Source organism: Nocardia inohanensis NBRC 100128, assembly GCF_001612945.1.
GTDB classification, from domain to species: Bacteria; Actinomycetota; Actinomycetes; order Mycobacteriales; family Mycobacteriaceae; genus Nocardia; species Nocardia inohanensis.
Map to the genome: position 1 here is coordinate 1,192,395 of NZ_BDBK01000001.1, position 22,292 is coordinate 1,214,686.

General features: G+C 68.4%; 26 protein-coding genes. 14 read left to right on the plus strand and 12 right to left on the minus strand.

The window, feature by feature from the left end; translation table 11 throughout:
* Positions 1 to 5 precede the first annotated feature (5 nt).
* The 9 genes from NI1_RS05835 to NI1_RS05875 all read left to right on the plus strand — a co-directional run bounded on the left by NI1_RS05835 (position 6) and on the right by NI1_RS05875 (position 6,371).
* Positions 6 to 386, plus strand: a complete 381-nt coding sequence (locus tag NI1_RS05835) for a 2Fe-2S iron-sulfur cluster-binding protein (protein ID WP_245663081.1) — start codon at positions 6 to 8, stop codon at positions 384 to 386.
* Positions 383 to 811, plus strand: coding sequence for a Zn-ribbon domain-containing OB-fold protein (locus NI1_RS05840; RefSeq protein WP_067814675.1), 429 nt, complete (start codon positions 383 to 385; stop codon positions 809 to 811). Before NI1_RS05835 ends, NI1_RS05840 begins: the two co-directional genes overlap by 4 nt.
* Entirely contained in the window at positions 811 to 1,959 is a 1,149-nt protein-coding gene (locus tag NI1_RS05845; RefSeq protein WP_067814678.1) for a thiolase family protein, read from the plus strand. Before NI1_RS05840 ends, NI1_RS05845 begins: the two co-directional genes overlap by 1 nt.
* Entirely contained in the window at positions 1,956 to 2,177 is a 222-nt protein-coding gene (locus NI1_RS05850) for a ferredoxin (protein ID WP_245663082.1), read from the plus strand. The genes NI1_RS05845 and NI1_RS05850 overlap by 4 nt, the downstream gene beginning before the upstream one ends.
* Positions 2,178 to 2,191: 14 nt before the next feature.
* Complete coding sequence (locus NI1_RS05855) at positions 2,192 to 2,422, plus strand: biotin/lipoyl-containing protein (protein WP_067814682.1); 231 nt, start codon at positions 2,192 to 2,194, stop codon at positions 2,420 to 2,422.
* A 46-nt stretch (positions 2,423 to 2,468) separates the two neighbouring features.
* The gene (locus tag NI1_RS05860; protein WP_067814684.1) at positions 2,469 to 3,233 is read left to right on the plus strand and encodes an SDR family NAD(P)-dependent oxidoreductase; all 765 of its coding nucleotides are present in this window, start codon (positions 2,469 to 2,471) and stop codon (positions 3,231 to 3,233) included.
* 25 nt (positions 3,234 to 3,258) lie between these two features.
* Positions 3,259 to 4,056 (plus strand): ThuA domain-containing protein, encoded by a 798-nt coding sequence (locus NI1_RS05865; protein WP_067814686.1) that lies wholly within the window; start codon positions 3,259 to 3,261, stop codon positions 4,054 to 4,056.
* Complete coding sequence (locus NI1_RS05870; RefSeq protein WP_067814688.1) at positions 4,053 to 4,778, plus strand: NIPSNAP family protein; 726 nt, start codon at positions 4,053 to 4,055, stop codon at positions 4,776 to 4,778. The genes NI1_RS05865 and NI1_RS05870 overlap by 4 nt, the downstream gene beginning before the upstream one ends.
* Before the next feature lie 108 nt (positions 4,779 to 4,886).
* Positions 4,887 to 6,371: a phospholipase D-like domain-containing protein gene (locus tag NI1_RS05875; RefSeq protein WP_067814690.1), complete on the plus strand. Its 1,485-nt coding sequence runs from the start codon at positions 4,887 to 4,889 to the stop codon at positions 6,369 to 6,371.
* Here NI1_RS05875 and NI1_RS05880 read toward each other — a convergent pair.
* The 3 genes from NI1_RS05880 to NI1_RS40080 are packed head-to-tail and all read right to left on the minus strand — an operon-like array spanning position 6,368 to position 7,186.
* Complete coding sequence (locus NI1_RS05880) at positions 6,368 to 6,556, minus strand: hypothetical protein (RefSeq protein ID WP_067814692.1); 189 nt, start codon at positions 6,554 to 6,556, stop codon at positions 6,368 to 6,370. The genes NI1_RS05875 and NI1_RS05880 overlap by 4 nt on opposite strands.
* 55 nt (positions 6,557 to 6,611) lie before the next feature.
* A complete protein-coding gene (locus NI1_RS05885; RefSeq protein WP_067814695.1) occupies positions 6,612 to 6,932 on the minus strand; it encodes a hypothetical protein in 321 nt (106 codons plus the stop codon).
* Positions 6,929 to 7,186, minus strand: a complete 258-nt coding sequence (locus NI1_RS40080; RefSeq protein WP_157534947.1) for a helix-turn-helix domain-containing protein — start codon at positions 7,184 to 7,186, stop codon at positions 6,929 to 6,931. The genes NI1_RS05885 and NI1_RS40080 overlap by 4 nt, the downstream gene beginning before the upstream one ends.
* A gap of 188 nt (positions 7,187 to 7,374) precedes the next feature.
* On the opposite strand from NI1_RS40080, the gene NI1_RS05890 reads away from it, so the two are divergent.
* The gene (locus NI1_RS05890; RefSeq protein WP_067814696.1) at positions 7,375 to 8,562 is read left to right on the plus strand and encodes a helix-turn-helix domain-containing protein; all 1,188 of its coding nucleotides are present in this window, start codon (positions 7,375 to 7,377) and stop codon (positions 8,560 to 8,562) included.
* A 5-nt stretch (positions 8,563 to 8,567) separates the two neighbouring features.
* On the opposite strand, the gene NI1_RS05895 is transcribed toward NI1_RS05890, so the two are convergent.
* The 6 genes from NI1_RS05895 to NI1_RS05920 form a co-directional block, all read right to left on the minus strand.
* Positions 8,568 to 9,413: an alpha/beta fold hydrolase gene (locus NI1_RS05895; RefSeq protein ID WP_084522568.1), complete on the minus strand. Its 846-nt coding sequence runs from the start codon at positions 9,411 to 9,413 to the stop codon at positions 8,568 to 8,570.
* A gap of 191 nt (positions 9,414 to 9,604) precedes the next feature.
* Complete coding sequence (locus NI1_RS05900; RefSeq protein WP_067814698.1) at positions 9,605 to 11,812, minus strand: glycoside hydrolase family 3 N-terminal domain-containing protein; 2,208 nt, start codon at positions 11,810 to 11,812, stop codon at positions 9,605 to 9,607.
* Between the two features lie 21 nt (positions 11,813 to 11,833).
* Positions 11,834 to 13,057: an MFS transporter gene (locus tag NI1_RS05905; protein ID WP_067814700.1), complete on the minus strand. Its 1,224-nt coding sequence runs from the start codon at positions 13,055 to 13,057 to the stop codon at positions 11,834 to 11,836.
* Positions 13,058 to 13,240: 183 nt separating this feature from the next.
* Positions 13,241 to 13,867 carry a TetR family transcriptional regulator gene (locus NI1_RS05910; protein WP_067814702.1) on the minus strand — a complete coding sequence of 209 codons (627 nt, stop codon included), beginning with the start codon at positions 13,865 to 13,867 and terminating at the stop codon, positions 13,241 to 13,243.
* 149 nt (positions 13,868 to 14,016) lie between these two features.
* Positions 14,017 to 14,760 (minus strand): DUF8020 domain-containing protein, encoded by a 744-nt coding sequence (locus tag NI1_RS05915; protein WP_157534948.1) that lies wholly within the window; start codon positions 14,758 to 14,760, stop codon positions 14,017 to 14,019.
* 28 nt (positions 14,761 to 14,788) lie between these two features.
* Positions 14,789 to 15,511 (minus strand): DUF8020 domain-containing protein, encoded by a 723-nt coding sequence (locus tag NI1_RS05920; RefSeq protein ID WP_067814706.1) that lies wholly within the window; start codon positions 15,509 to 15,511, stop codon positions 14,789 to 14,791.
* Between the two features lie 308 nt (positions 15,512 to 15,819).
* Here NI1_RS05920 and NI1_RS05925 point away from each other — a divergent pair, with 308 nt between their 5' ends.
* Positions 15,820 to 17,448 carry a zinc-binding metallopeptidase family protein gene (locus NI1_RS05925; protein WP_067814708.1) on the plus strand — a complete coding sequence of 543 codons (1,629 nt, stop codon included), beginning with the start codon at positions 15,820 to 15,822 and terminating at the stop codon, positions 17,446 to 17,448.
* Between the two features lie 14 nt (positions 17,449 to 17,462).
* Here NI1_RS05925 and NI1_RS05930 read toward each other — a convergent pair whose 3' ends face one another.
* Both NI1_RS05930 and NI1_RS05935 read right to left on the minus strand, forming a co-directional pair.
* Positions 17,463 to 18,089, minus strand: coding sequence for a TetR/AcrR family transcriptional regulator (locus NI1_RS05930; protein WP_084522570.1), 627 nt, complete (start codon positions 18,087 to 18,089; stop codon positions 17,463 to 17,465).
* 43 nt (positions 18,090 to 18,132) lie between these two features.
* Complete coding sequence (locus tag NI1_RS05935; protein ID WP_067814710.1) at positions 18,133 to 19,359, minus strand: macrolide family glycosyltransferase; 1,227 nt, start codon at positions 19,357 to 19,359, stop codon at positions 18,133 to 18,135.
* Between NI1_RS05935 and NI1_RS36975 the strand changes: the two genes are divergently transcribed.
* On the plus strand, positions 19,339 to 19,785 hold the full coding sequence (locus NI1_RS36975; protein WP_245663083.1) for a TetR-like C-terminal domain-containing protein: 447 nt from the start codon (positions 19,339 to 19,341) through the stop codon (positions 19,783 to 19,785). The two genes, NI1_RS05935 and NI1_RS36975, sit on opposite strands and share 21 nt — an antisense overlap.
* Here the strand turns inward: NI1_RS36975 and NI1_RS05945 are convergent.
* Positions 19,699 to 20,643, minus strand: a complete 945-nt coding sequence (locus NI1_RS05945; protein WP_067814712.1) for a sensor histidine kinase — start codon at positions 20,641 to 20,643, stop codon at positions 19,699 to 19,701. The two genes, NI1_RS36975 and NI1_RS05945, sit on opposite strands and share 87 nt — an antisense overlap.
* Positions 20,644 to 20,847: 204 nt before the next feature.
* Here NI1_RS05945 and NI1_RS05950 point away from each other — a divergent pair, with 204 nt between their 5' ends.
* Together NI1_RS05950 and NI1_RS05955 are read left to right on the plus strand one after the other, a co-directional pair.
* Positions 20,848 to 21,681, plus strand: coding sequence for a SigB/SigF/SigG family RNA polymerase sigma factor (locus NI1_RS05950; protein ID WP_067814714.1), 834 nt, complete (start codon positions 20,848 to 20,850; stop codon positions 21,679 to 21,681).
* A gap of 92 nt (positions 21,682 to 21,773) precedes the next feature.
* Positions 21,774 to 22,211, plus strand: coding sequence for an ATP-binding protein (locus NI1_RS05955; RefSeq protein ID WP_067814716.1), 438 nt, complete (start codon positions 21,774 to 21,776; stop codon positions 22,209 to 22,211).
* The last annotated feature ends 81 nt before the right edge of the window (positions 22,212 to 22,292 follow it).

A 22,292-nucleotide genomic window follows, 5' to 3' on the forward strand; every position in this document is an offset into this window, starting at 1 on the left:
CCGCCATGAACGCGGCTGTAGCGCAGGCGAACTCGCGGCGCTGTCACACCGTGACGGTGCGGCCCTCCGGTATCCGGTTCTCCGCCCGCCCGGGGCAACCGATCATGACCGCCGGGGTGGCGGCGGGCTATCGCTGGCCGACCGTCTGCGGCGGCAAGGGGGATTGCCGGGTGTGCTTCGTCGAGGTACTCGAACATCCAGAATGCCTGTCGGCCCCCGAAGCCATCGAGGCACAAGCCATTACCGAACTGAGCGCCACCCTCGGCCGCAGATCCGGACCGGTCCGGCTGGCATGCCAAGCCGCGGTGTACGGCGACGTGGTGGTGCACAAACGCGGGGTTCGTCCCGCACCCCGCAATGACAGTGGAGGAGGTGACCGGTCATGACAGCCAGGCCGATCGATCCGGAAATCATGGAACTGGACGAGAACGGGCTCCGATTGCTCGGCTGCCGATGCGCCACCTGCGGCGAAACGAACTTCCCGCCCCAGGACTCGTGCCGGCGGTGCGGCGGAACCGACACCGGCACAGTGCGTCTGGCGACCGAAGGAGTGCTCTGGAGCTGGACGGTACAGCGGTTTCAGCCACCGAGCCCACCGTATGTCCGGCGCGCCGAGGAGTTCGCGGCGTTCGGGGTGGGCTATGTGGAGCTGCCCGGCGAGGTGATCGTCGAAGCCCTGCTGACCGAAGCCGACGCCGCGAAACTGCGGATCGGCATGCCGATGCGGGTGACCGCGCTCGAAGTGCTCACGCACTGTGGCGAACCGGCGACCACCTTCGCCTTCGCTCCCGTCCCGGAAGGAGGTCGGTGATGGTGAACGAGGTCGCCGTGATCGGCATCGGGTGCACCCCGTTCGGGCGCTACCAGGACACCACCGTGCGGCGCGAAGCCGTGCGAGCCATCGGGCTGGCGCTCGCGGACGCCTCGGTGGCATGGCGCGATATCGACTACGCGGTCGGCGGCAGCATGTCCGCCGGACCCGCCGACACCCTGGTTTCGGAGCTGGGGCTGACCGGGGTGCCGTTCCTCAACGTGTTCAACGGTTGTGCCACGGGCAGTAGTTCGCTGAGTTCCGCCGTGCACGCGATCGCGGCCGGTGTCGCGGAACTGGCGCTGGTCGTCGGATTCGATTCCCATCCGCGCGGCGCGTTCGCCATCCGGGCCGAGGAGATGGGATTGGGTCAATGGTACGGCGCCACCGGCCTGGCCATGACATCCCAGTTCTTCGCATTGAAGATCCAGCGCTACCTGCACGAGCACGCGCTGCCGCCCCGGTTGCTGACCACGGTGGCGGCCAAGGCATTCCGCAACGGCTCGTCGAACCCGAACGCGTGGCGGCGTAAGGCGTTGTCGGAGCAGGAAATCGACAATTCGCTGCTGCTGAGTGACCCGCTGCGCCAGTACATGCTGTGCTCGCCCGGTGACGGTGCGACCGCGCTGGTGCTCTGTAATGCCGAACACGCCAGGCGATATCGGCCGGACCCGGTCTATGTGGCCGCGACCGCGGTGCGTACCCGCAAGCCGGGATCGTTCGAGGTGCTCAGCCCGTCGCTGTCGATCGAGCGCGGCGACAGCCCGACGGTGGACGCCGCCCGGGCCGCGTTCGAGCTGGCCGGAATCGGTCCCGCCGACGTCGATGTCGCACAACTCCAGGACACAGACGCGGGCGCGGAACTCATTCATATGGCCGAGACCGGTTTGTGCGCGCACGGGGAGCAGACCGAACTGATCGACAACGGCGTCACCGAGATCGGCGGGGCGCTGCCGGTCAATACCGACGGCGGCTGCCTGGCCAACGGGGAACCCATCGGCGCGTCGGGGCTGCGGCAGATCCACGAGAACGTGCTGCAACTGCGCGGCGCCGCGGGGGCGCGCCAGGTGCCCGGCCGGCCCGCGGTCGCGTTCTCCCACGTCTACGGTGCGCCCGGGCTCAGCGGCTGCACGGTGCTCACCCGGTGAGCGGACCGGTGGCGAGGGAAGTGGCGGTGGATCGCGAACTCTGTGTCGGGCACGGCATCTGCGAATCGCTCGCCGCCGAGCTGTTCACCGTCGGCGATGACGGCACCGTGCACACGCCGGGCGGTGCGATCCCGCCGGAACTCACCGGCGCGGCGGAGGCGGCGGTGGCTGGTTGCCCGAGCCGGGCACTGCGCCTGGTTCCTGGAAAAACTCGGTAAGGAAAGCGAATTCGATGGAAATCAAGATGCCCAAGCTCGACGTGTCGATGACCGAGGGCACCTTCATGGGCTGGCTGGTGCCCGACGGCGGCAGCGTCGAAGCGGGGGAGCCGCTGTACTCGGTCGGCACCGACAAAGTCGAGACCGAGATCCCCTCCCCGGCCGACGGCGTGCTGCGCTACGGCGCCGCCGAGCAGGACACCGACTATCCCGTCGGCACCACGCTGGGCGTCCTCGATCTGTAAGTCCCGCGGTCGATCCGGGCCGCGGTAGCGAGAAGGAAAGTTCGACATGGATCTGAATCTCAAAGGCAAGCGCGCTCTCATCACCGGCGGCAGCCGGGGTATCGGGCTCGCGATCGCCAAAACATTACTGGCAGAGGGCGCGTCGGTGAGTATCTGCGCGCGGGACGCCGAAGCGCTCGACGCGGTGGCCACGCAATTGAGCGCGCAGGGCGGGACGGTCTTCCACCAGGCCCTCGATGTCGCAGACGCCGCCGCATTGACCGCGTTCGTCGGAGAGACCGCCGAAGCGCTCGGCGGGGTGGACATCGTGGTGGCCAATGCCTCGGCCTCGGTCGGCGAAGGACCCGATGCGTGGGCCGCCAATTTCCGGACCGATCTGATGAGCCTGGTCACGCTCATCGAAGCCGCGACTCCCGCGCTCGCGTCCGGTGGGCACGGGGCCGTGGTCGCGGTCGCCAGCACCTCGGCTCTGGAAGCCGGCATCCTGCCGACCGCCAACAGCTTCGGCGCGTTGAAAGCGGCCATGCTGCAACATGTTTCGGCGCAGGCTCGGCAGCTCGGGCCCCAAGGCATCCGTGTGAACGCGGTGTCGCCGGGCCCGGTGTTCTTCGAAGGCGGGGTGTGGGACAGCATCCGCACCTCGATCCCACCGCTGTTCGAGGGCGCGGTCGCAGCCAGCGCGCTGGGCAAGCTGGCCACGGCCGAGGACGTCGCCAACGCGGTCACCTACCTGGCCTCACCGATCGCGGGGCATGTCACCGGCGTCAACCTGGTGATCGACGGCGGCTTCACCAACCGCTTCGACTACTGAACCGCGAGAACCGAGGAATACCACCATGTCCGGACCCGCGGGCCGTACCGACGCCGTCCTGGTGTGCGGTGGCCGCTGGCACGACTTCGACTACGCCAGACTGCGATTGCTGACCGAACTCGCGGCTTACGAGCAGGTCCGGACCCGGGTGTACGAAGACTACGACTGCGCCGACGCCCTCGCGGGTGCGGACCTGCTGATCACCTACACCTGCAACATCGTGCCCACGGCCGTGGAACGAAAAGCGCTGTCCGAGTTCCTCGCTCGCGGTGGGCGCTGGCTGGCGCTGCACGGCACCAACTCCGCGATCGAACCCATCGGGCCCAACCGATTCGCCACGCCGCGCACCCTCGGCGAATTGCCGCGGCTGCTGGGTAGCCAGTTCCTCGGGCACCCGCCGATCGCCCCCTATCTGGTGGAGCCGACCGAACCGGGCCACCCCTTCCTCGCGGGCATCGACGCGTTCGAGGTCGCCGACGAGCTCTACATCAGCGAACTGCATCCACCGCTGCGGGTCCTGGCGCACACCCGATTCGTCGGCGAGGCACCAGGATTCGAGGAGGGACACACCAGCATCGACGAGCCCCGGCCGGTGCTGTATCTCAAGGAACACGAAGCCGGCACGGTCTGCTACTTCACGCTCGGGCACTGTCGCGGCCGCTACGACCTGCAAGATCTCGGCGTCGATGATCTGGGACAGGTGGATCTGGGGAGTTGGACGGTGCCCGCGTATCGCGCCATCCTGCGCCGGTGCGTGCGCTGGGCGGTCACGGGGCAGATGACCGGCGGCACCGGCGATTTCGACAGGAGCACTCCATCATGACCGAGCGCGCACACCCGCTGATCGAGTTGCGGCAGTACCTCACCCAGCCCGGCGCATGCGACGAACTCGTCACCTTGTTCGACGGCGAGTTCCTGGAATCGCAAGAGGCAGAGGGGATCAGCGTACTGGGCCAGTTCCGTGACGAGGATGATCCGGACCGATTCGCCTGGCTGCGCTCGTTTCCCGACATGACACGTCGGGCCGCAGCGCTGACCGCCTTCTATGTCGACAGCGCGGCTTGGCGAGCCCACGGCGCGCACGCCACCGGCCTGCTCCGTGACGTGAGCGACGTGCTGCTGCTGCGCCCGCTGACCGCGGACTCCGGATTCCCCGGCCTCGCTCCGCGGCCGGACCCGGGGGCCACCGAACTCCCGGATACGCGGCTGCTGGTCACCGTCTACCCGCTGCGGGATTCCGGTGCCGGATTCGCGGACTTCTTCGCCTCCCGGCTGCAACCGGTGCTGCGCAAGGCCGGAGCCGACCCGATCGCGGTCTATGTGACCGAGCAGACGCCGAACGAGTTCCCGATGCCGGTGCGTACCGGTCACACCCTGACCTGGTTCGCCCGCTTCGAGAACACCGACCAGTTGCAATCGCATCTGAATGAACTGGAAGGCGCACCGGAATGGGCGCGCGAACTGCTGCCTGAGCTGCACGATCGGCTCAGCGGGCCCATCGAGCAACGACGGCTGGCGCCGACCGCGCGCTCGGCATTTCGCTGACCCCGCGCGGCGCGCACGGCCGACGCTTGCCCGACTCCCGATGCCACGGGACGGTACTGTCTGGAATGTTGGGGTTCGAGGCGGGCGTGGGGCAGGCGGGAGACCAGGATGGGCGATGTTCGACCGGTTCTCGTGCCCGGCGAGACCTGCTGGCAGCTCGCCCGAGCGGACCGACTGGCCTGCATCGTCGACGCGGCCGACTACTTCCGGCACGTCAAATCCGCGATGTTGCAGGCGCGCAAGCGAATCGTGCTGATCGGCTGGGACTTCGACACCAGGATCAAATTCGAACCGCAGGGCAAGACCCTGTCGGGGCCCGAGACACTGGGCAGGTTTCTGGCCTGGTTGCCCAGGCGCCGGCCGGATCTCGACATCTACCTGCTGAAGTGGAATATCGGGGCGTTCGCGGCGATCGGGCGGGGCATGACGCCGATCTTCGTGATCAATTGGATGACCGATCGCCGGTTGCATCTCGAGATCGACGGCGCGCATCCGATCGGATCGGCGCATCATCAGAAGATCGTGGTGATCGACGACGCGCTGGCGTTCTGCGGCGGTATCGACATGACCGTGGATCGTTGGGACACAAGCGATCACCGTGATGTGAACCACTATCGCACCGAGCCCAACGGTAATTCCTACGGGCCCTGGCATGACGCGACCACCGCCGTCGACGGTGCCGCGGCGCGCGCCATGGGCGACCTGGCTCGTGCCCGCTGGCAGGCCGCGACGGGAGAAGTACTCGAACCCGTCGGCGAGATCGGCGGGGTTCCGTGGCCGCGCGGCCTCGAGCCGACCATGCGCGCCGTCGACGTCGGCATCGCCAGAACCCTTCCCGCGCATGCCGACCGGATCGAAGTCCGGGAGATCGAAGCGTTCTACCTGGCGGTCATCGCGAACGCCACCCGCTCGCTCTACATCGAGAGCCAATACCTGGCCTCCCGCACCCTGGCCGAGGCGCTCGCCGCCCGCCTGCGCGAACCCGAAGGCCCGCAAGTGGTTCTGGTACTGCCCCGGCACGCCGACGGCTGGCTCGAACAGCAGGCGATGGACGGCGCCCGCCGCCGGCTGCTGCACCTGCTCTGGGAAGCCGACACCGGAAACCGGCTCGGCGTCTACTACCCCGTCACCGAGGGCGGCGCGCCCGTCTACGTCCACGCCAAGGTACTGGTGATGGACGACCGCGTCCTGCGGGTCGGCTCCTCCAACCTGAACAACCGCTCGATGGGGTTCGACACCGAGTGCGATCTGATCGTGGAGGTCACCGACGCCACCCCCGACGCCGCCGAACTCCGCGAAACCATCCTCGATATCCGCAGGCAGCTGCTGTGTGAACACCTGGACGTCGCACCCGCCGCATTCGACGAAACCCTCTCCGCCACAGGCTCACTGCTCGAAACCGTCGAAGCCCTGCGCAAGCCCGGCCGCAGCCTCGTGCGTTTCGACCCGGAGACCGTCGAGGACGAGGACAGCCCGCTGGCGGAGAACGAACTGATCGACCCGCGGCGCACACCCCAGAGCCTCTGGAACCTCACCCTGCTGCAACGAGGTCTGCGCCGCTTCCGGGCTTCGGCGGTCGCGCCGGAGGGCTAGAACTGGAGCGGGATCGAAGCGACGAGCGTGGCAGCGGTGAGCGCGGAGCCACCGGCGAGCGCGGCCAGCCGGGCCTGCGCGCGTACGAGACGGTCGTCCCGGCGCCGAGTGAACGACGCGTCGACGCCCGGCAGCGAGCGCGATCCGAAGGTCCGACTGGTGAGAGCCTCGTGTGTCACGGTCATGATCGCTTTTTACCCCGCCTGTCGCGAGTGAAACCGGGGCCGCGTCCGATGCGGGTCAGGGCAGCCGGCTCGCGGAGGTGGAGTATCTGACGCCGGTGTCCGCGCAGATCACATCCGCGATCTTGATCAGGGCCGGGATATCGCCGTCCTCGAAGTGATCGATGCTCGGCGCGATGATCTGACCGACGTCCGCGTTGTAGGCGAGGTTCATCAGGCGATTGATCACCCGGCCGCCGGGACGGTCCGAATCACCCTGGTAGACCAGGGTCACCGACCATCCGTGCTCGGCAGCGAAACCGTAGAGGCGGGTCTGGTCCCGCGCCCACGATGCGCCCGACACGTCCTTGCGAAGAAACCCGATCACCCGGCCGGTCATGAATGCGCTCCGATGTACTCGCGATACACCGGCCGGGTGATCGCGATACGCCCACGCGCCGTACTGCACCACCCCACCGGACCCTCACGAGTCCCCACCGCGAGCCCAGTTCTGGACAGCCGCAACAGAGCTCGGTGAATCGAGGTCTCGGGCAGCCCGGTCGCGCGACGCAGCTGCGGAACGGACAATGTGCACGCCGGTCCCAGAACCGACAGTGCATCAAGAACTTTCGCCTCGGACTCAGTGAAAGCCATGGGTTACCACCTTGGGCTTATCGGCGAATCTCCACGCGGCGTTTCAGCCGGCGGACGCGCGCCTGGATCTGCGTCGGGCCATTCGAAGGTAAGTCCGGGCGCGGCGGGCGAGGTGGCACCGAGGGTGTTACTCCTACGCCGCCGGATCGGTACGCTCGAAGCCGGGGGACCAGCCGAAGGAACCAGGAATGGAAGAATCACTCGGCGAACGCATCAAGCGCCGACGCGGTAGGGCACTCACACAAGGCGAACTCGCCGAACTGGTCGGTATCAGCAAGTCGATGGTCTCGCAGATCGAACAGGACCGGAAGACGCCCTCGATCCCGGTCTTGCAGCGGATCGCGAGAGCGCTCGACGTCGACCTGCGGGATCTGCTCGGTACCAAGAACAGTCTTCCCTCCGCCGATCCGGATGCCGGCATCGTCGCCATCCGCCGCGCGCTGACGCCGGTCGGCGATCTGATGCCCGGATCGGACGAGGACCCTCCGGTGTCGCTGTCCGACGCACAGCGGACCGTCGAGAGGGCCTGGGGCGCATACTCGTTCGGCAGGTTCGAACTACTGGCCGGGTTGCTGCCGTCGGGCATATCGGAGGTACGCGCCGCCGCGCACGCCGCGCAGGGCAACGAGATCGCCTCGGCTCATGAGCAACTCGCGCGCATCAACTGGGTCGCGGGTTGCGCACTGGTGCACTTCGGCCAGCCGGACCTGGCCTCGATCGCGATCCGCGACGCGTTGAAAGCAGCCGAAAAAGGCAACGACGAGTTGTTGCTCGCGGCACTGCGCGGCAGTGTCTCCTGGCAACTGCTGGTCTCCGGCCGGCACGAGGAAGCGCACGCGGTCGCACTGAAGGCTGCCGCGTCGATCGAACCCCGTGGCGCGGTGTCAGAACAGGATCTGGCTGTCCACGGCGCCCTGCTGCTTCAGGGTGCGACCGCGGCCGGGCGAGCACAGAAGGTCCATGAGGCATTGGCACTGACCGAGGAAGCCGGTGCCGTCGCCGAACGGATCGGCCGCGACACCAAATGGTACGAATCGGATTTCGGCCCGAGCCAGCAAGTCATGCAGACGGTCGACATCAATATCTCCAACGACCGCTTCGCCGAAGCACTGAACGCCGCGAAGGCGATGCCCAACCGCGGAATCGGCCTCACCCCGGTCGCCCAGGGCCGCCATCTGGTGGACAAGGCCGCCGCAGCAGTGCAATTGGGCCAGTATCAGCTCGCCCTCGACATGCTGCTGACCGCGGAACGCGTCGTAGGCAAAGAATGGGTCCGCTACCAAACCCTGCTGCGCACCGTAGTCGGCGTGCTCTTGCAGCACGATCGCCGAAACACCCTCAGGGAGTTCGCCCACCGCGTAGGCGTGTCCGCGTAAGCAGCTCAGTTCTGTTCCGGGGCGGCGGAGTCCTTGTCGAGGAACGAGAGGATGGCGGCGGCGACTTCGTCGGGGAATTGGCCGTGCGGGTAGTGGCCGGCGTCGGGGATCATGACGATCTGCGGGGCGGGGAGTAGGGCGGCGATGGCTGTGGCCTCGGCGGCGGGGTCGGGGAAGTCCGAGTCGAGGGTGCCCATGATGATGAGGGCCGGTTGGGTTACGCGGGGGAGGGCGTCTACGGCGGTGCGGGATTGGAGTGCCATGGCCATGCCGGCTGCGGCGGCCATGCGGCCGGGTTGGGACATTGTGGTTACCAGTTTTTCGAGGTATTGGTCGAAGTCGTCCGGGCGGTGGGTGGCGTAGGCGACATCGCGCATGAAGCGGCGCAGCAACTTCGGGCTGCGGAGGCCGATGGTGGCTGCTACCAGCATCATTCCGCGCAGGTGGCCGGGGCGGAGCATGGCGCGGGTGGGGCGGACCGGGCGGGTGGCGGGGCCGAGGTGGATGACGGCGTTCACCAGTTCGGGGCGGTCGGCGGCCAGGATTGCCGCGGCGCCGGCGGAGAAGGACGAGCCGGCGACGGCCGCGGGTGCGCCGAGGTGGTCTATGAGTGCGGCGATGTCGTCGGCGGTGTCGGCCTGGGTGTAGGTGTCCCACTTCGGCGTCGAATCGCCGTGTCCGCGTAGATCTATGGTGGCGACTCGGTAACCGGCCTTGACGAGTAGTGGCGTGAGGTGGCGGAACGTGTCGCGGGAGTCGGCGAGTCCGTGTGAAAGCACGATGGTGGGGCCGGTGCCGGTCACTTCGTAGCCCAGCTGCCGTGTTCCACGTCGCAGGAATTCGACCATCATGTGTCTCCCCTCGAGTGCGCTCAGCTACGCAATCGTAGAGGTGATCCGCCGGACCGGTGGGCTTTCGGCCGGCCTGCTCGGCTGAGCATCGTCACGCTTCCCGGCGCTGAGGAAAACCCATGGGCTGCACCGAAACCCTCCCGCGCAGCGCCGGGGCGAAGGCGGGCGGGTCAACGGCGGCACACTCGGCGTCAGTGTTGTGCGGCGATTTCCGCGAGCGCCCGGGTGTCGAAATCGATCGAGTTGACCCGGCCGAGCCGGTTCAGCGGCATGCTCAGCAACATCTCATAGCGGCCGGGGTCGAGCTGCGGGTTGTCGAGCAGGGCGCCGACCAGGCCGTCTGCGGCCTCGGCGAGTACCGCGCGCACCCGGGGACCGGCCTGGGGGTCGGTGAGCCACGCTCCCGTCGGGGATGTCGCGGTGAGCGTGCGGCGCAACGGTTCGCCATCGAGCCGAATGGGCTGCGACAGCCGGATATCCGCGCTGGACGCGCCGACCTCGATAGTGAATTCACCGCTCTCCACCAGCCAGTCGGCGCGGTCGGGGTGCCAGTAGGCGAATGCGCGGCGGTCGAGTTCGACGGTGACCCGGCGGGACGCACCTGGTTCGAGATGGGTGCGTGCGAACCCTTTGAGCTCGTGAACCGGGCGCGGCAGATCGGATTCCGGGTCGGCCACATAGATTTGGGTGATCTCGGCGGCGGCCGTCGATCCGGTATTTGTGATGGTGAAGGCGACGGTGGCCGTGGCGGCGGCGGAATCGACGGTGATGTCGAGATCGGAGTACGCGAAAGTGGTGTAGGTGAGCCCGTGCCCGAACGGGAAAGCGGTCGGCAGACCGTGGGCTTCGTACCAGCGATAGCCGATGAAGATGCCCTCGTGGTAGCCGACCGTGCTGCCGTTGCCCGGAAAATTGGTGTGCGCCGGGGTGTTTCGCAGATCGAGGGGTAGCGTCTCGGCCAGCTTGCCGGAAGGGGAGTGCGCACCTGACAGCAGGTCCGCGAGGGCGGAGCCACCGGCCTGCCCGCCCAGCCAGGCGAACAGGATCGCGTCCGCGTGCGCGGCGAACGGCATCGTCACCGCGGCACCCGCCTGCACCACTACCGTCAGGCGGCCGCGACGTTCGCGGACCCGGTCGAGGAAAGCCGTTTGGTCTTCGGGCAATTCGAGAGTCGTGCGGTCGAAACCCTCCGACTCGGCCTGCTCGGGCAGGCCCGCGAAGACGATGGCGTCCGCCGCACCCGCGACGGCGACGGCCGCCTGTGCGTCGTAGTCGGCGAAGTAGTCGATGCGGCGATCTGGGAACGCGGCACGCAGGGCGGCCAGGGGAGTGTCCAGGCGGTTCGGCACCACCCGCGAGCTGCCCGCACCCTGGAACCGCGGCGTCTCCGCGAACGGCCCGACCACGACCAGCGGCGCACCGCCGGCCGCCAGCGGCAGCGCTCCTGAATTCTGAAGCAGCACAGCGGATTCCCGGGCCGCCGCGCGAGCGAGTTCATGATGGGCGTCAACATCGACCGCGCTCGGACCGGTCGCGGCGCTCGCCCGGTCGATGAGTTCCAGCACCCGCGACACCGCACGGTCGAGATCGGCGCGATCCAGCTCACCGGATTCCAAGGCCGCGAGGACCCGGGCGGGACCGTCGGGGCTGTGCGGCATCTCCAGATCGAGCCCGGCCGCGATCCCGGCCGCCCGGTCGTTCACGGCGAGCCAGTCCGACACGACCAGGCCGTCGAAACCCCACTCCGCGCGCAGCACCTCGCTGAGCAGCCAGTGGTTCTCCGCGCAGTAGGTGCCGTTGATCCGGTTGTAGGCGCACATCACCGTCCACGGCGCGGCCTCGCGGATCACGGTTTCGAAAGCGGGCAAATAGATTTCGCGCAGGGTGCGTTCATCGACCTCGGCCGACACCGTCATGCGATGGGATTCCTGGTTATTGGCGGCGAAATGCTTCACCGAAGCGCCGACCCCGCCGCCCTGCACGCCGCGCACGAAGGCGGCCCCGAGCTTGCCCGCCAGGTACGGGTCCTCGGAGAAGTACTCGAAGTTACGCCCGCACAAGGGGGTTCGCTTCATGTTCACCCCCGGACCGAGCAGGACCGACACCCCTTCCGCGCGCGCCTCGACCGCCAGCGCCGCGCCGACGCGTTCGAGCAGGGCGCTATCGAAGCTGGAGGCCATGGCGGCGGCGGTCGGGAAGCAGGTGGCCGGCTTGGATTCGGCGATACCGAGATTGTCGACGATCCGGTCCTGTTTACGGAGTCCATGGGGACCGTCGGCCACCGAGATACTCGGCACGCCGAGCCGTGGCACGCCCATCAGCTCCCAGAAGCTCGCGCCGGTACACAGCGCGGCCTTCTCTGCGTCGGTCAGTTCCGTGACCAGAGGATGCGAAGTCATGAATTCCCTTTCGATGAACGGCTACCGCACCGAGCGGACCGGCAGGACACACAGCCCGCCCAGGAGAGCCAGGACGGCGGCGAGCGGGAAGAACGCGGTGTATCCGCCGCCGAAGTTGATGACCACACCGGCCAGTGCGGGCGCGGCCGCATTCGAGATATTGGTGGCCAGATGCGCGGTGCCGAGATGTTGTGCCGCCGATTCCCGCGACGGCAGCACCAGCGAGACCAAGGCTTCGTCGAGCGCGCGGAAAACGCCGTACCCGACCGACAACACCACGACACAGCCCAGCATGGCCGGAATCGACCTGGCGAACCCCGCCGAGAGCAGACCACCCGCGATCACGATCGCGGACCAGAACACGAACGGTATGCGCCGTCCCACCCGGTCGGACCAGATGCCCGCGAGGACAAGCGAAACCACGACGGTGACAACGCTCACCGCGGAAACCGCCGGCAGCTGCCGTAGCGCCTCGTCGGAACCCAGGTGCAGATGATCGGCCAGGATGTACAGCAGATAGCTGTTGACCATGAAGAAGCCGGTGAGCGTGCACAGCCGGCTGGCGAAGACCCACGCGAAATCCGGGTGCCGCCGCGGATCGACCCACAGTGAGCGCAATGAGAAGCGTTGCGTGACAGTCGTGTTCGGGGCCGGCTCGGGGGAGAACAGCACGAACACCGCCGCCGTGCCTGCGAAGACGAGCGCCACCACCGCGTACGGGAGCAGGTACCCGCCGCCCGCTAGCTTCGAGATCAGGATCTGACCGCAGAGCGCGCCGAGAATACCGCCCAGCCCGGCGATCGCCGCGAAGATTCCGCGCGCGGATTCCGGAACCCGGTCGGGGAGTGCGGACATCAGGGTGGCGTTGGTGGCGGTGAAGGCCGCCGACGTCCCGCACCAGGCGATGATCAAGCCCAGGAAGTCATCGGTCACCGCCAGCGACAGCAATCCGACGCCGGAGAGCAGCGCGCCGCCCAGGATGTACGGGGAGCGGCGGCCGTATCGGGTGCGGGTGCGATCGGAGAGTGCGCCCCACAGCGGCTGGGCCACGCTCACCACCAGGGCCGCGACGGCGGTGGCGATGCCCAGCCGTAGTTCCTTACCGCGCGGATCGAGGTCGGCGATCTGCATGGCCAGCAGCACGTGGGGCACCGAGTGCACCACCATTTGGAGGCCGAAGTTGGCCCCGCCCAGCGTGATTCCGAATCGCGCGCCCAAGCCGGTGGGTGCGGTGCGGGTGGTCATCGAGGTGCCCTGCTCGCGTGATCGAGCCGATGCCGGCGTCGGTCGCCGAGGCGAATATGGGACATGGACGTTCCTTTGCGGTTCGGCTGGGAGATGAACACCAGCGACGGTCAATCTAACTGACTTAATGATTAGTAAGCCAGTTTGGGTATAGGTCGGCCCCAATTGCAGACCGCCGCAGCCCTACCGGAGGCCCGGCGCCTCCGGCAGGCCGAGGTCGACCGCGAGCATGCGCGCGAACGCCCGCATACCGCCGACCATGTCGAAGTTCTCATCGGCGAGCCACTGATGCTCGAGCCCGACGAAGGCCGCCGTCACCAGCGAAGCCAGGTGCTCGATATCGACATCGGCGGACAACTCCCCGCGCTCCTTGGCTCGAACGCCGAGCAGGACGATGTCGGTGCGCATGCGGGCCAAGCGGGTGCGGGCCCACTCCGAGGCCACTTCGGCACTGTCGCCCGGCGTCAGCGCGCAGACGTGCTCGAGCCGGATGACCTCGCGATTGCTCAGATTGCGCTCGGCGGTGCGCACCATGTACTCCAGCGCTTCCGCCACGGTGCGATCGCCGTAACCCTCCGGCTCGTCGCGATCCCGATCGTGCTGTTCACCGCTTTCGAGGACCGCGATCAGCAGGGCGCGCTTATCGCCGAAATGGTGCAGCACTCCCGGCGCGGAGAGCCCGGCCCGCTTGGCGACGGCCGCGATGGAGGTGCCCGCGTATCCGCGTTCGGCGAACAACTCCAGCGCCGCGCGCAGAATACGCTCGCGGGCCAGGTGCCCAGCCTGATCGGCCCCTAGCGTCCGGGCCACCCTGTACCCCCTTCGTACCGTCGATTCGAGCTGACTTTACCGGTGCCGCCGCCGTGCGATCGGCAGGCCGGTTCGAAAGCGGCTGCCGCGCAACGACCGATCAGGCGACGATCGGCCGTTGCGACGGAAGGCGCTGGGCCCGGACCCGATCAGTGGGAGGAGCCGCCGGACGAACCGGCCTTCAGACCACTCGCGGAGCCGCTGGGCAAGCGCAGATTGGCGTCCGGCACGCCGGTGCCGTTCGGGTCGAGCAACCCGTCCTGCTGGGCGTAGGCGCTCGCTCCCGGGGCGGCTTGCAGCGTGGTCAGGTACTTCCACGCGCCATCGGCCAGGGCCGCGCCGCCGGCGACGAGGGTTCCGGCCAGGCCGCCCGCGCCGGCGAACGCGGCAATCGCGGCCGGTGTGGTGGCCAGGCAGCCCGGGCCCACCAGCAGGCAGGAACCGAGGCCGATGGCGGCGCCGACGAGCGCCCCGATCACGGTCCCGGCGATGGTGCCGATCAACGGTCCCTTGGACATATTGCTCGCGAAATCATTGAGCGCCAGCTGATTCTCCATCGGCGAGGCGACCGGCTTCAGCCCCAGATCGGGGGTGAGAACCAGCGTTCGGCCCGCGTCGACGATGCGGTGCGCGATCGGATGCGGTGTGCCGTCGAGTTCGAAGGCGAGCGGCAGTGCCATCACCTGCTGTCCGGCGCTGTCGCGGACCAGCACCGACCGCGCGTCGGGGGCGAGGGCGAAGGTCGCCTCCTCCAGGGTGGCCACCACCGACTCACCCACCACACCGGCGCGGTACGCGGCCTCGGGGGCGGTGTCGGCACCGGCGGGCGCCGCCGCGACGGTGACCGCGCCGGCTGCCAGTAGCGCCGCCAAAGTTGTTGCGCGAACGTTCATTTCAACAGCTCTCTCGTCGATTGCCGGATCAGCGGGGCGCGTCGGTGGCGGCGGCCGGGATGCCCGGCTTGCCCTGTAGGTTCGCCGCGTACTTGCTCTGACCCGGATCGGCGCGCAGCGTCGAGACGTACTCGTAGAGGCCGTACGCGGCGGTCGGGCCACCGGCGATGACCAGGCCCGCGAGTCCGCCGGCCGCCCCGACCAGGCTGACGATCGGCAGTACCGCGACCACGCAGCCGATGCTGAGCACCAGGCAGGAGGCGCCGGCCACCGCGAAGCCGACGCCGATGCCGACAGCGGCGCCGATGGCGGTGCCGATCAGGCTGCCGATCGAGGTGCCGAGGCTGACCGCGTTGATCAGATCGTTCATGGCCAGCTGGTTCTCCAGCGGCGAGGCGACCGGCTTCAGCGCCGTGCGGTCGATGGCGCTGACATCCGGGGTCAGCCGCAGGGTGCGCCCGTCCTCGGAGACCTGCGACCGAATCGGCAACTGCTGCCCGTCGAGGCTGAGTGAGAGCGGCAAGGCATCGAGTACCTGTCCGGCGATATCGACGACGGCCACCGAGCGCTGGTCCTCGGCGAGGGTGAAGCGGCCGTGGTCGAGGGTGGTGACGACCGACCGGTCCTCCAGGCCCGCGTGGTAGGTGACGGCTTCCGGCTCGGATTGCGGTGTGGCACCGGCGGTCGCGGTCGTGGTGACGATGCTCGTCGCGAGGAGTGCGGCGGTGAGCGTCGCTCGACGAATGTTCATGTGAGTTCCTCATCTTCGTGATGCCGTCCGGGTGGACGGCGGCGGGCCGTCGCATGACGGCGGCCTTGCCCGCGTGTGCGGGCGGGGGACAGGACGGCGGAGCGAGGCTGTCGTCGCCGCATGCGCGGAGTCGTTGTGACGTACGCCCCGATCGCCGGTCGCTGTGATCAGGCACACTAGCTTACTTAATGGATGGTAAGCTAGCCCCGGACTGAAAATCCCAGTGGAGCACCGGTCGGCACCGGTGCAGCAGATTCACGACCGCATGCACTGCACCTGTGCACGGTCGGCAATGCGAAGGCAGGTAAATGAAGCACGAGTCCCTGGTATCGGCGGGAAAGTTGACTCGCCGCAACGTCCTGGGTGCGGCGGTCGCGGGCGTCGCGACGGGGGTCCTCGGATTCTCCGCCCGCGCCGGTGCGACACCCGCCGCGGCAAGCGGTGTGGTCTCGTTGCCCGACGCCGCGCAGATCCGCGCCGACTACGGGTTCATGGCCGATCTCGGGCCACGGCTCGCCGGATATCCGGGACTCGACCGGTTCTGCGATTGGATCGAAGGCGAATTCCGTTCGGCCGGACTGCAACTGCTGCCCAGCGACCTGTACTCGCATCGGAGTTGGATGGCGGGGGCGTTCGGGCTCGAGGTGCTCGGCGGCTCGATGCCGGGGCCGGTCTCGGTGGGAACGACCATGGTCGGGGCGGCGGCGACGCCTCCCGGCGGTGTCACCGGTCCGCTGGTGCACGCCGGGCGAGTGCCGCTGCCGAGCGTGAACGGCACCGACCCCGGCGCGCTGACCGCCGCCCTCGCCGAGTATCCGGCCGTCCTCGACTCCTGGGTCCGAGCCCGGATCGCCGAGCTGGGCTCGGCTTTGGACGGAGCCATACTGGTATTGGACGCGATGGCGCCGCTACCGCTGGTCGGCGGCGTGTTCCTGCCGCAGGCCGACTATCTGCACTGGCCGGGGCACTCGCAGCTCGACTGGGCGCAGATCGACTACAAGCGGCTGTGGATGTCGTCGTTCCCGGCGCTCGACGAGTTCGCGGCGCGCGGCGTCGAAGGCGTGGTGCTGGTGCAGGACGTCTCGGCGGAACTATTGCGCGGGAACTACTCCCCGCATCGTGGTGGCCCACAGGAACTTCCGGTCCTCGTGGTCGATCGCGACACCGGCAATTCGCTGCGCCGGGCCTGCGCGGAGAAGGCCACCGCCCGGCTCACCCTCGAAGTCGAATACCGTGACACCACAGTGCGTTCGGTGACGGCCGTGCTACCAGGTGAGAGCGATGAAGTGGTGGTCGTGCACACCCACACCGACGGTCAGAACGCCTTCGAGGAGAACGGCGCCGTGGCGCTGGTGCACCTGGCGCGGCACTTCGCCTCCCTGCCGGATTCCCAGCGCTACCGGCGAACCCTGGTGTTCGCCGCATGGCCCGGGCACATGACCCACGACCTGCCCGAGGCCGGGGGCTGGATCGACAGCCACCCCGATATCGTCGCCCGCACCGCCGTGGCGGTGTCGATCGAACATCTGGGCGCCACCGAATGGATCGACAGTATCGACCGGGGCTACCACGCCACCGGCGAGAACGAGATGTACGCGATCTGGACGACGGGCGGCGTGCTGCTCGACATCAGCAAGGCCGCCCTCGGCCACCATGACCTGACCCGGCACGCCTTACTGCACGGTCCGCGCGAGATCACGCCCGGAAATGCCTTCGCCCGCCCCGCGATTCCCCGCGTCAGCGGCATCGCCGGCCCCACCTACCTGGTGCGCATTTCGCCCGATGCCGATATCGACAAACTCGACGCCGGCCTCGCATCACGGCAGACCGCGTTCTACGCCGATGTCATCCGCGGCTTCGAGTCCCACTCCTACAACGACTTCCGCGACACCGCCAACCAATGGCTCGGCGTGGGACACGAACCCAGCAAGTCCTGAGCCGGGCGCGCGGCTCAGGACTGCGGGGTGTCGGGAACCTTCGCCCGCGGCTCGGGCGCCGCCAGCCGAACACCGGAGAGACCGGTCCAGCACAGTGCCGCCGTCGTGGCGATGGCCTCATGTTTGGGCAACGGCTTGCCGGTGACCACCCAGTCCCGGGCGCACGATTGCGCGATCGCAACCAGTTCCGCCGTGATCAACCAGCCGCGCTCGGCGCGCGGTAACGGGTAGCGGGACAGGGCTTCTCCGAGCGCATCGGCGCACATCCGCGCGGCCTGTTGCGCCACCCGCTGCGCGGACGGCTCATCCACCGCGGCGGCGCCGGCCAGCAGGGCGGCGCTGCGCGGATGGGCATCGGCGAAGTCGAACAACGCGGTCACCGTCGCCACCACGATCGACCGCATTTCCTGGGCGGGCGCCAGCGCCGCGGTGAGCGTCTCGTTCAGTACTTGCAACGCGTCGTGCAGCACCACCAGATACAGCTCGAGCTTGCTCGAAAACGATTTGTACAGCACCGGTTTGCTGATCCCGGCCCGGCAGGCGATCTCTTCCATACTCGCCGCCCGATACCCGCAGGCGGCGAACAAACCCGCCGCGGCGGCCACGACAGCGCGCTGCCGCTCCTGCCTGACCTGCGTCATTCTCCCGCGCACGCTCCGACCACCTCCTGGGCACTCACAGTACCTAATGGGTCCCGAGGTGTTGCGACCCCTGAGAAACACCCCGACTGCCCGCGGAAACTCCGCCGATCATCTTCTCGATCAGGTCGGCTGCGCGGGGAGTCCCACCCTCGGCGATGGTCGCGGCGCGCAGCTGCGCGGAGCGGAGAGCGACTTCCGGGTCGGAGATCAGTTCGTCGAGTGCCTGCCGGAGGTTTTCGGGGGTGGCTTGCGGGGTGTCGACGCGACGGGCAACGCCGAGTTCGACGAGCCGGTCGGCGTTCATGAATTGTTCGGCGGCTTGCGGAACGGCGATCATCGGCACGCCCGCGAGCAGGCCCTCGCCGGATCCGCCCATCCCCGCGTGGGTGACGAAAGCGTCGGCCTGCGCCAGGATCGCACGTTGCGGGACCCATTGGTGTACTTCGACGTTGGCGGGAATATCGCCGAGTTCGGTCGGGTCGGTGTACTTGCCGATCTGAAGGACCACATGCCAGCCGGGTAGGTCGCCGAACGCGCGCAGACAGTGCCGGTAGAACTCGGGCCGGTGGGTGTAGGCCGAGCCGAGCGAGATCAGCAGGACCTTCTCCGCGTCGCCCGGCCGTATCCATTCGCCGGGATGCGGGGCGAGGCAGGGGCCGACGAAGGTCACCGTGCCGGTGTCGACGCGATTGCCGTGGGGTTGCATGGCGCGCGGAATCAGGGCAAGGGCCCGGCCGGGCGGCCCGGAGAACTCGTCCACATCGGTTGTCGTCGTGCCGGTTTCGGTGAGCCACCGCGCGAATTTGGATCGGTGTTCGTCGGCGCCGGGCAGCTGCCGGAGTTGCGCGGCCACTTCCTGCTCGTAGCCCTGCCAGGCCACGAAAGTGGGCGACAGCTGTAGCAGCGGCCGGCCCTGTGTCTCGGCCAGGGCGCGCGCGGCGTAGGCGCCGATGTCGTACAGGTAGAGGTCGGGACGGTCGCGGTCATAGGCCCTTCGCAGTTGCGGCAGGGCCTGAATCGCGTTGTCCAGGAACAGATCCATGGCCGCGATGGGATCGTCGGGCCAATTGTTGTCCGCGACCGGCAGCGTGGAGGTGCACGCGCGGATTTCCGCGCCGGTGTCGGTGATCAGCTCGGCGACGGCCGGATCGTTGGCGTAGGTCACCCGATGGCCGCGGGTCACCAGCTCGCGGATGACCTCGAGGCTCGGCAGGACGTGACTCACGGCGGGGATGCCGATCATCGCGATATGGGCAGGGCGAGAACGCATTCAGCTCATTTCTTACACGAAATTCAGCACGCCCTGACCGAACAGCCGTCGATCGCGGTAGCGCTGATCGCGGTGTCGTTTCGCTCCGAAGCGGCCGCGCGCGCCCTGCGCAGACTGTGGGAGAGCCGATACTCCCAGTCCGAGATCATCGTCCGGCGCGCGATCGAGCGCGGGGAACTGTCGGCGCACACCGACGCGCGCGCCTTGCTTGTCGCCGCCACCGCTCCGCTCTACCAGGAACTGGTGCTCCTGCGCACCCCGCCGGACCCGGGCCTGCCCGGCCGTGCGGCGCTGGCCGCGGCGTCGGCCGCGCGCGCGGGCGCGTTCGTCAACCGGCCGTCAAGCGCGGGCGAGGTAGATGCGCAGGGTGGTGCCGGCCGGGCCGGTGTGCAGGCGGACCAGTTCGGCGAGCTGGTTGATGAGTAGCAGGCCGCGGCCGCCGAGCGAGCGGGCGGGTGGGGGCAGGCGGCCGGCGAGGGGATCGGTGATGTGGCCGGAATCGGTTATCTGGCAGCACAGGTGGGGGCCGTCGGGCCACAGGGTGAGGGTTCCGCCACCGCCGCCGTGCACCACCGAATTGGCGGTGGACTCGCCGATGATCAGTTCCAGATCGATGACCCGGTCCGGGCTGACGCCGGATCGGCGGGCGAAGTCGACCGCGCGGTGGCGGGCACGGGAGAGGGTGGTGGCGTCGAAGGGCAGGTGCAGCGCCGTGCCGGGGGGAGCCGGCAGGGGACGATTGTAGGAGGCGACGATGCGGTCGGGATCGTAGGCGGTGCTGGGGGTTTCGCTGCCCCGGTCGATGACGGTGGGGTGGGTCGCGTAGGCGTCCTCGGTCATCTCGGGCGGGAGCGCGGTGATGTCGTAGGGGCACAGGATGGTCACTTCGCGGCCGGCGAAGGCGGCGTTGATCAGGGCTTCGTGCTGGACGCAGGCCGGGTACTCCAGCGCGGATCGGGTGGCCCAGATCGGTTCACCGATGATGCGCACGCGCTCGTTCGGATGTTTGTCGGCGAAAGCGCGCAGCACGCCGGGGATGATCCGGCCGGGATTGCGGCCCTCGACCGTCATGTCCAGCAATCGCACCGCCGCGGCGTCGGATCCGAGTTCGGTGCGTAGCAGGGCCAGCTGCTCGGTCGGCACCGAGACCGCGACCGGCTCGCCCCGCTCCAGCCCCTCGCGGATGAATTCCACCGTCCCCGCCAGGTATTCGGCCGCATCGCGATAAAAGAGCGCCGGATGTAGGAATCCGGCGGTCGAATCCGCGTCGGCGGTATGAGTCATAGGCGAAAGGACCTCGAGCGTAGACGGAGACGGCCGGAAGTGCGTGCGAGGCCGACCGCCGACCATCTTACGTGCCCCGGATTCGGCGGCCGCATCCGAAAGGTTGAACAGCCGATTCGGCGTGCGGTGTTTCGAGCGTGCCGGTGCGGGTAGGAAAGGCAGTACGGCAGTGGAACTCCCCTGGACCCACAGTGAGGTAGAGCAATGTCAGATGAACACGCGGCTCGGTCGGAAACGACGGTCGACGGCAAGGGCAGTGGCGATTCATACGACAATATCGAGCCGTGGCTGAAGCAGCTGGCCACGCTCGCGGACGACAGCGACGAGTACGCGCGGCTGCGCGACGAGATCATCCGCCGGTGCCTGCCGCTGGGCGAGCACATCGCGCGCCGCTACACCGGCCGCGGCGTCGAGTACGAGGATCTGGCGCAGATCGCCGCCGTCGGCGTGGTGCTGGCCGTGGACCGGTTCGATCCGGCCAATGGCGCCAGCTTCCTCTCCTTCGCGATCCCGACGGTCACCGGCGAGGTCAAGCGGTACTTCCGTGACAGCACCTGGGCGGTGCGGGTGCCGCGCCGGATCAAGGAGATCCAGCAGCGGCTGACCACCGTGGTCCCGGAACTGGCGCAGCGGCTGGGGCATCAGCCCACCGCGCGCGAGCTGGCCGCGCATCTGGAGGTCGATCTGTTCGAGATCACCCAGGCGCTCATCGCGAGCAACTGCTACACCACCGATTCCCTCGACGCCCCCGCGGCGACGAGCGGCGAGCAGACCCTGGCGCCCATCGACCGGATGGCCACCGAGGATCCCGGCTACGCACTCATCGAGGACAGCATGGCGGCCGGTCCGCTGCTGGCTACGCTCGGCGAACGCGAGCGCACCATGTTGATCATGCGGTACGGCCAGAACAAGACTCAATCCGAGATCGCCAGGGTGCTCGGCGTCTCGCAGATGCATGTCTCCCGGCTGCTCGCGCGAACCCTGGTCGAGATCCGTGAACGCGCACTGCAATCGGAGGGACGGGTGTACGCCGCTTGAGTAGAGGAAGGACGCGGGAGACTCCGGGCGATACCGTCGTGGGGAACGTACGGGTCGCGGGTGCGAGGCTGCGGCGAATCAGTGAGGTGAGGATGGCGGTCGACGAGATGGTGGATGTGGGGGCGCGGCGGGATATCGAGCGGTTCGGTGTGTGGATACCCGCGGACGTGCGGCAATTGTCGTTACTGCGCGCCGTGGCCGAAACCGTCCTGCTGACAGTCGATTTCACGCTCGATGTGGTGACCGATGTCCGCGTCGCGCTCGACGAGGTGATCACCGCCATGATCCTGGCGGCGGCGCCGGGGCAGCGCATCGAATGTGAATTCGGTTACGACCCGACCCGGGTGGAGGTCATCATGTCGGTGCTGGCGCACCGGGATGCCTTCGAGCTCAGCGCCTTCGGCGGGCATCTGCTCGAAAGCCTCACCGATTCGATCGAGATCGACCGTGCGCCCGCCGGGGACGGCTCGGCCGCGGAGGCGCTGACCGTGCGCTTCAGCCGCCGCGCGCACGGTGGTGAGCGCCGGTGAGCCGGGGGAGGCAAGCGTCATGATCGGGGTATCCGCGCGGTGCGCCGCCGCGTTCGGTACCGTCTTGCTCGGTGGCTTGTA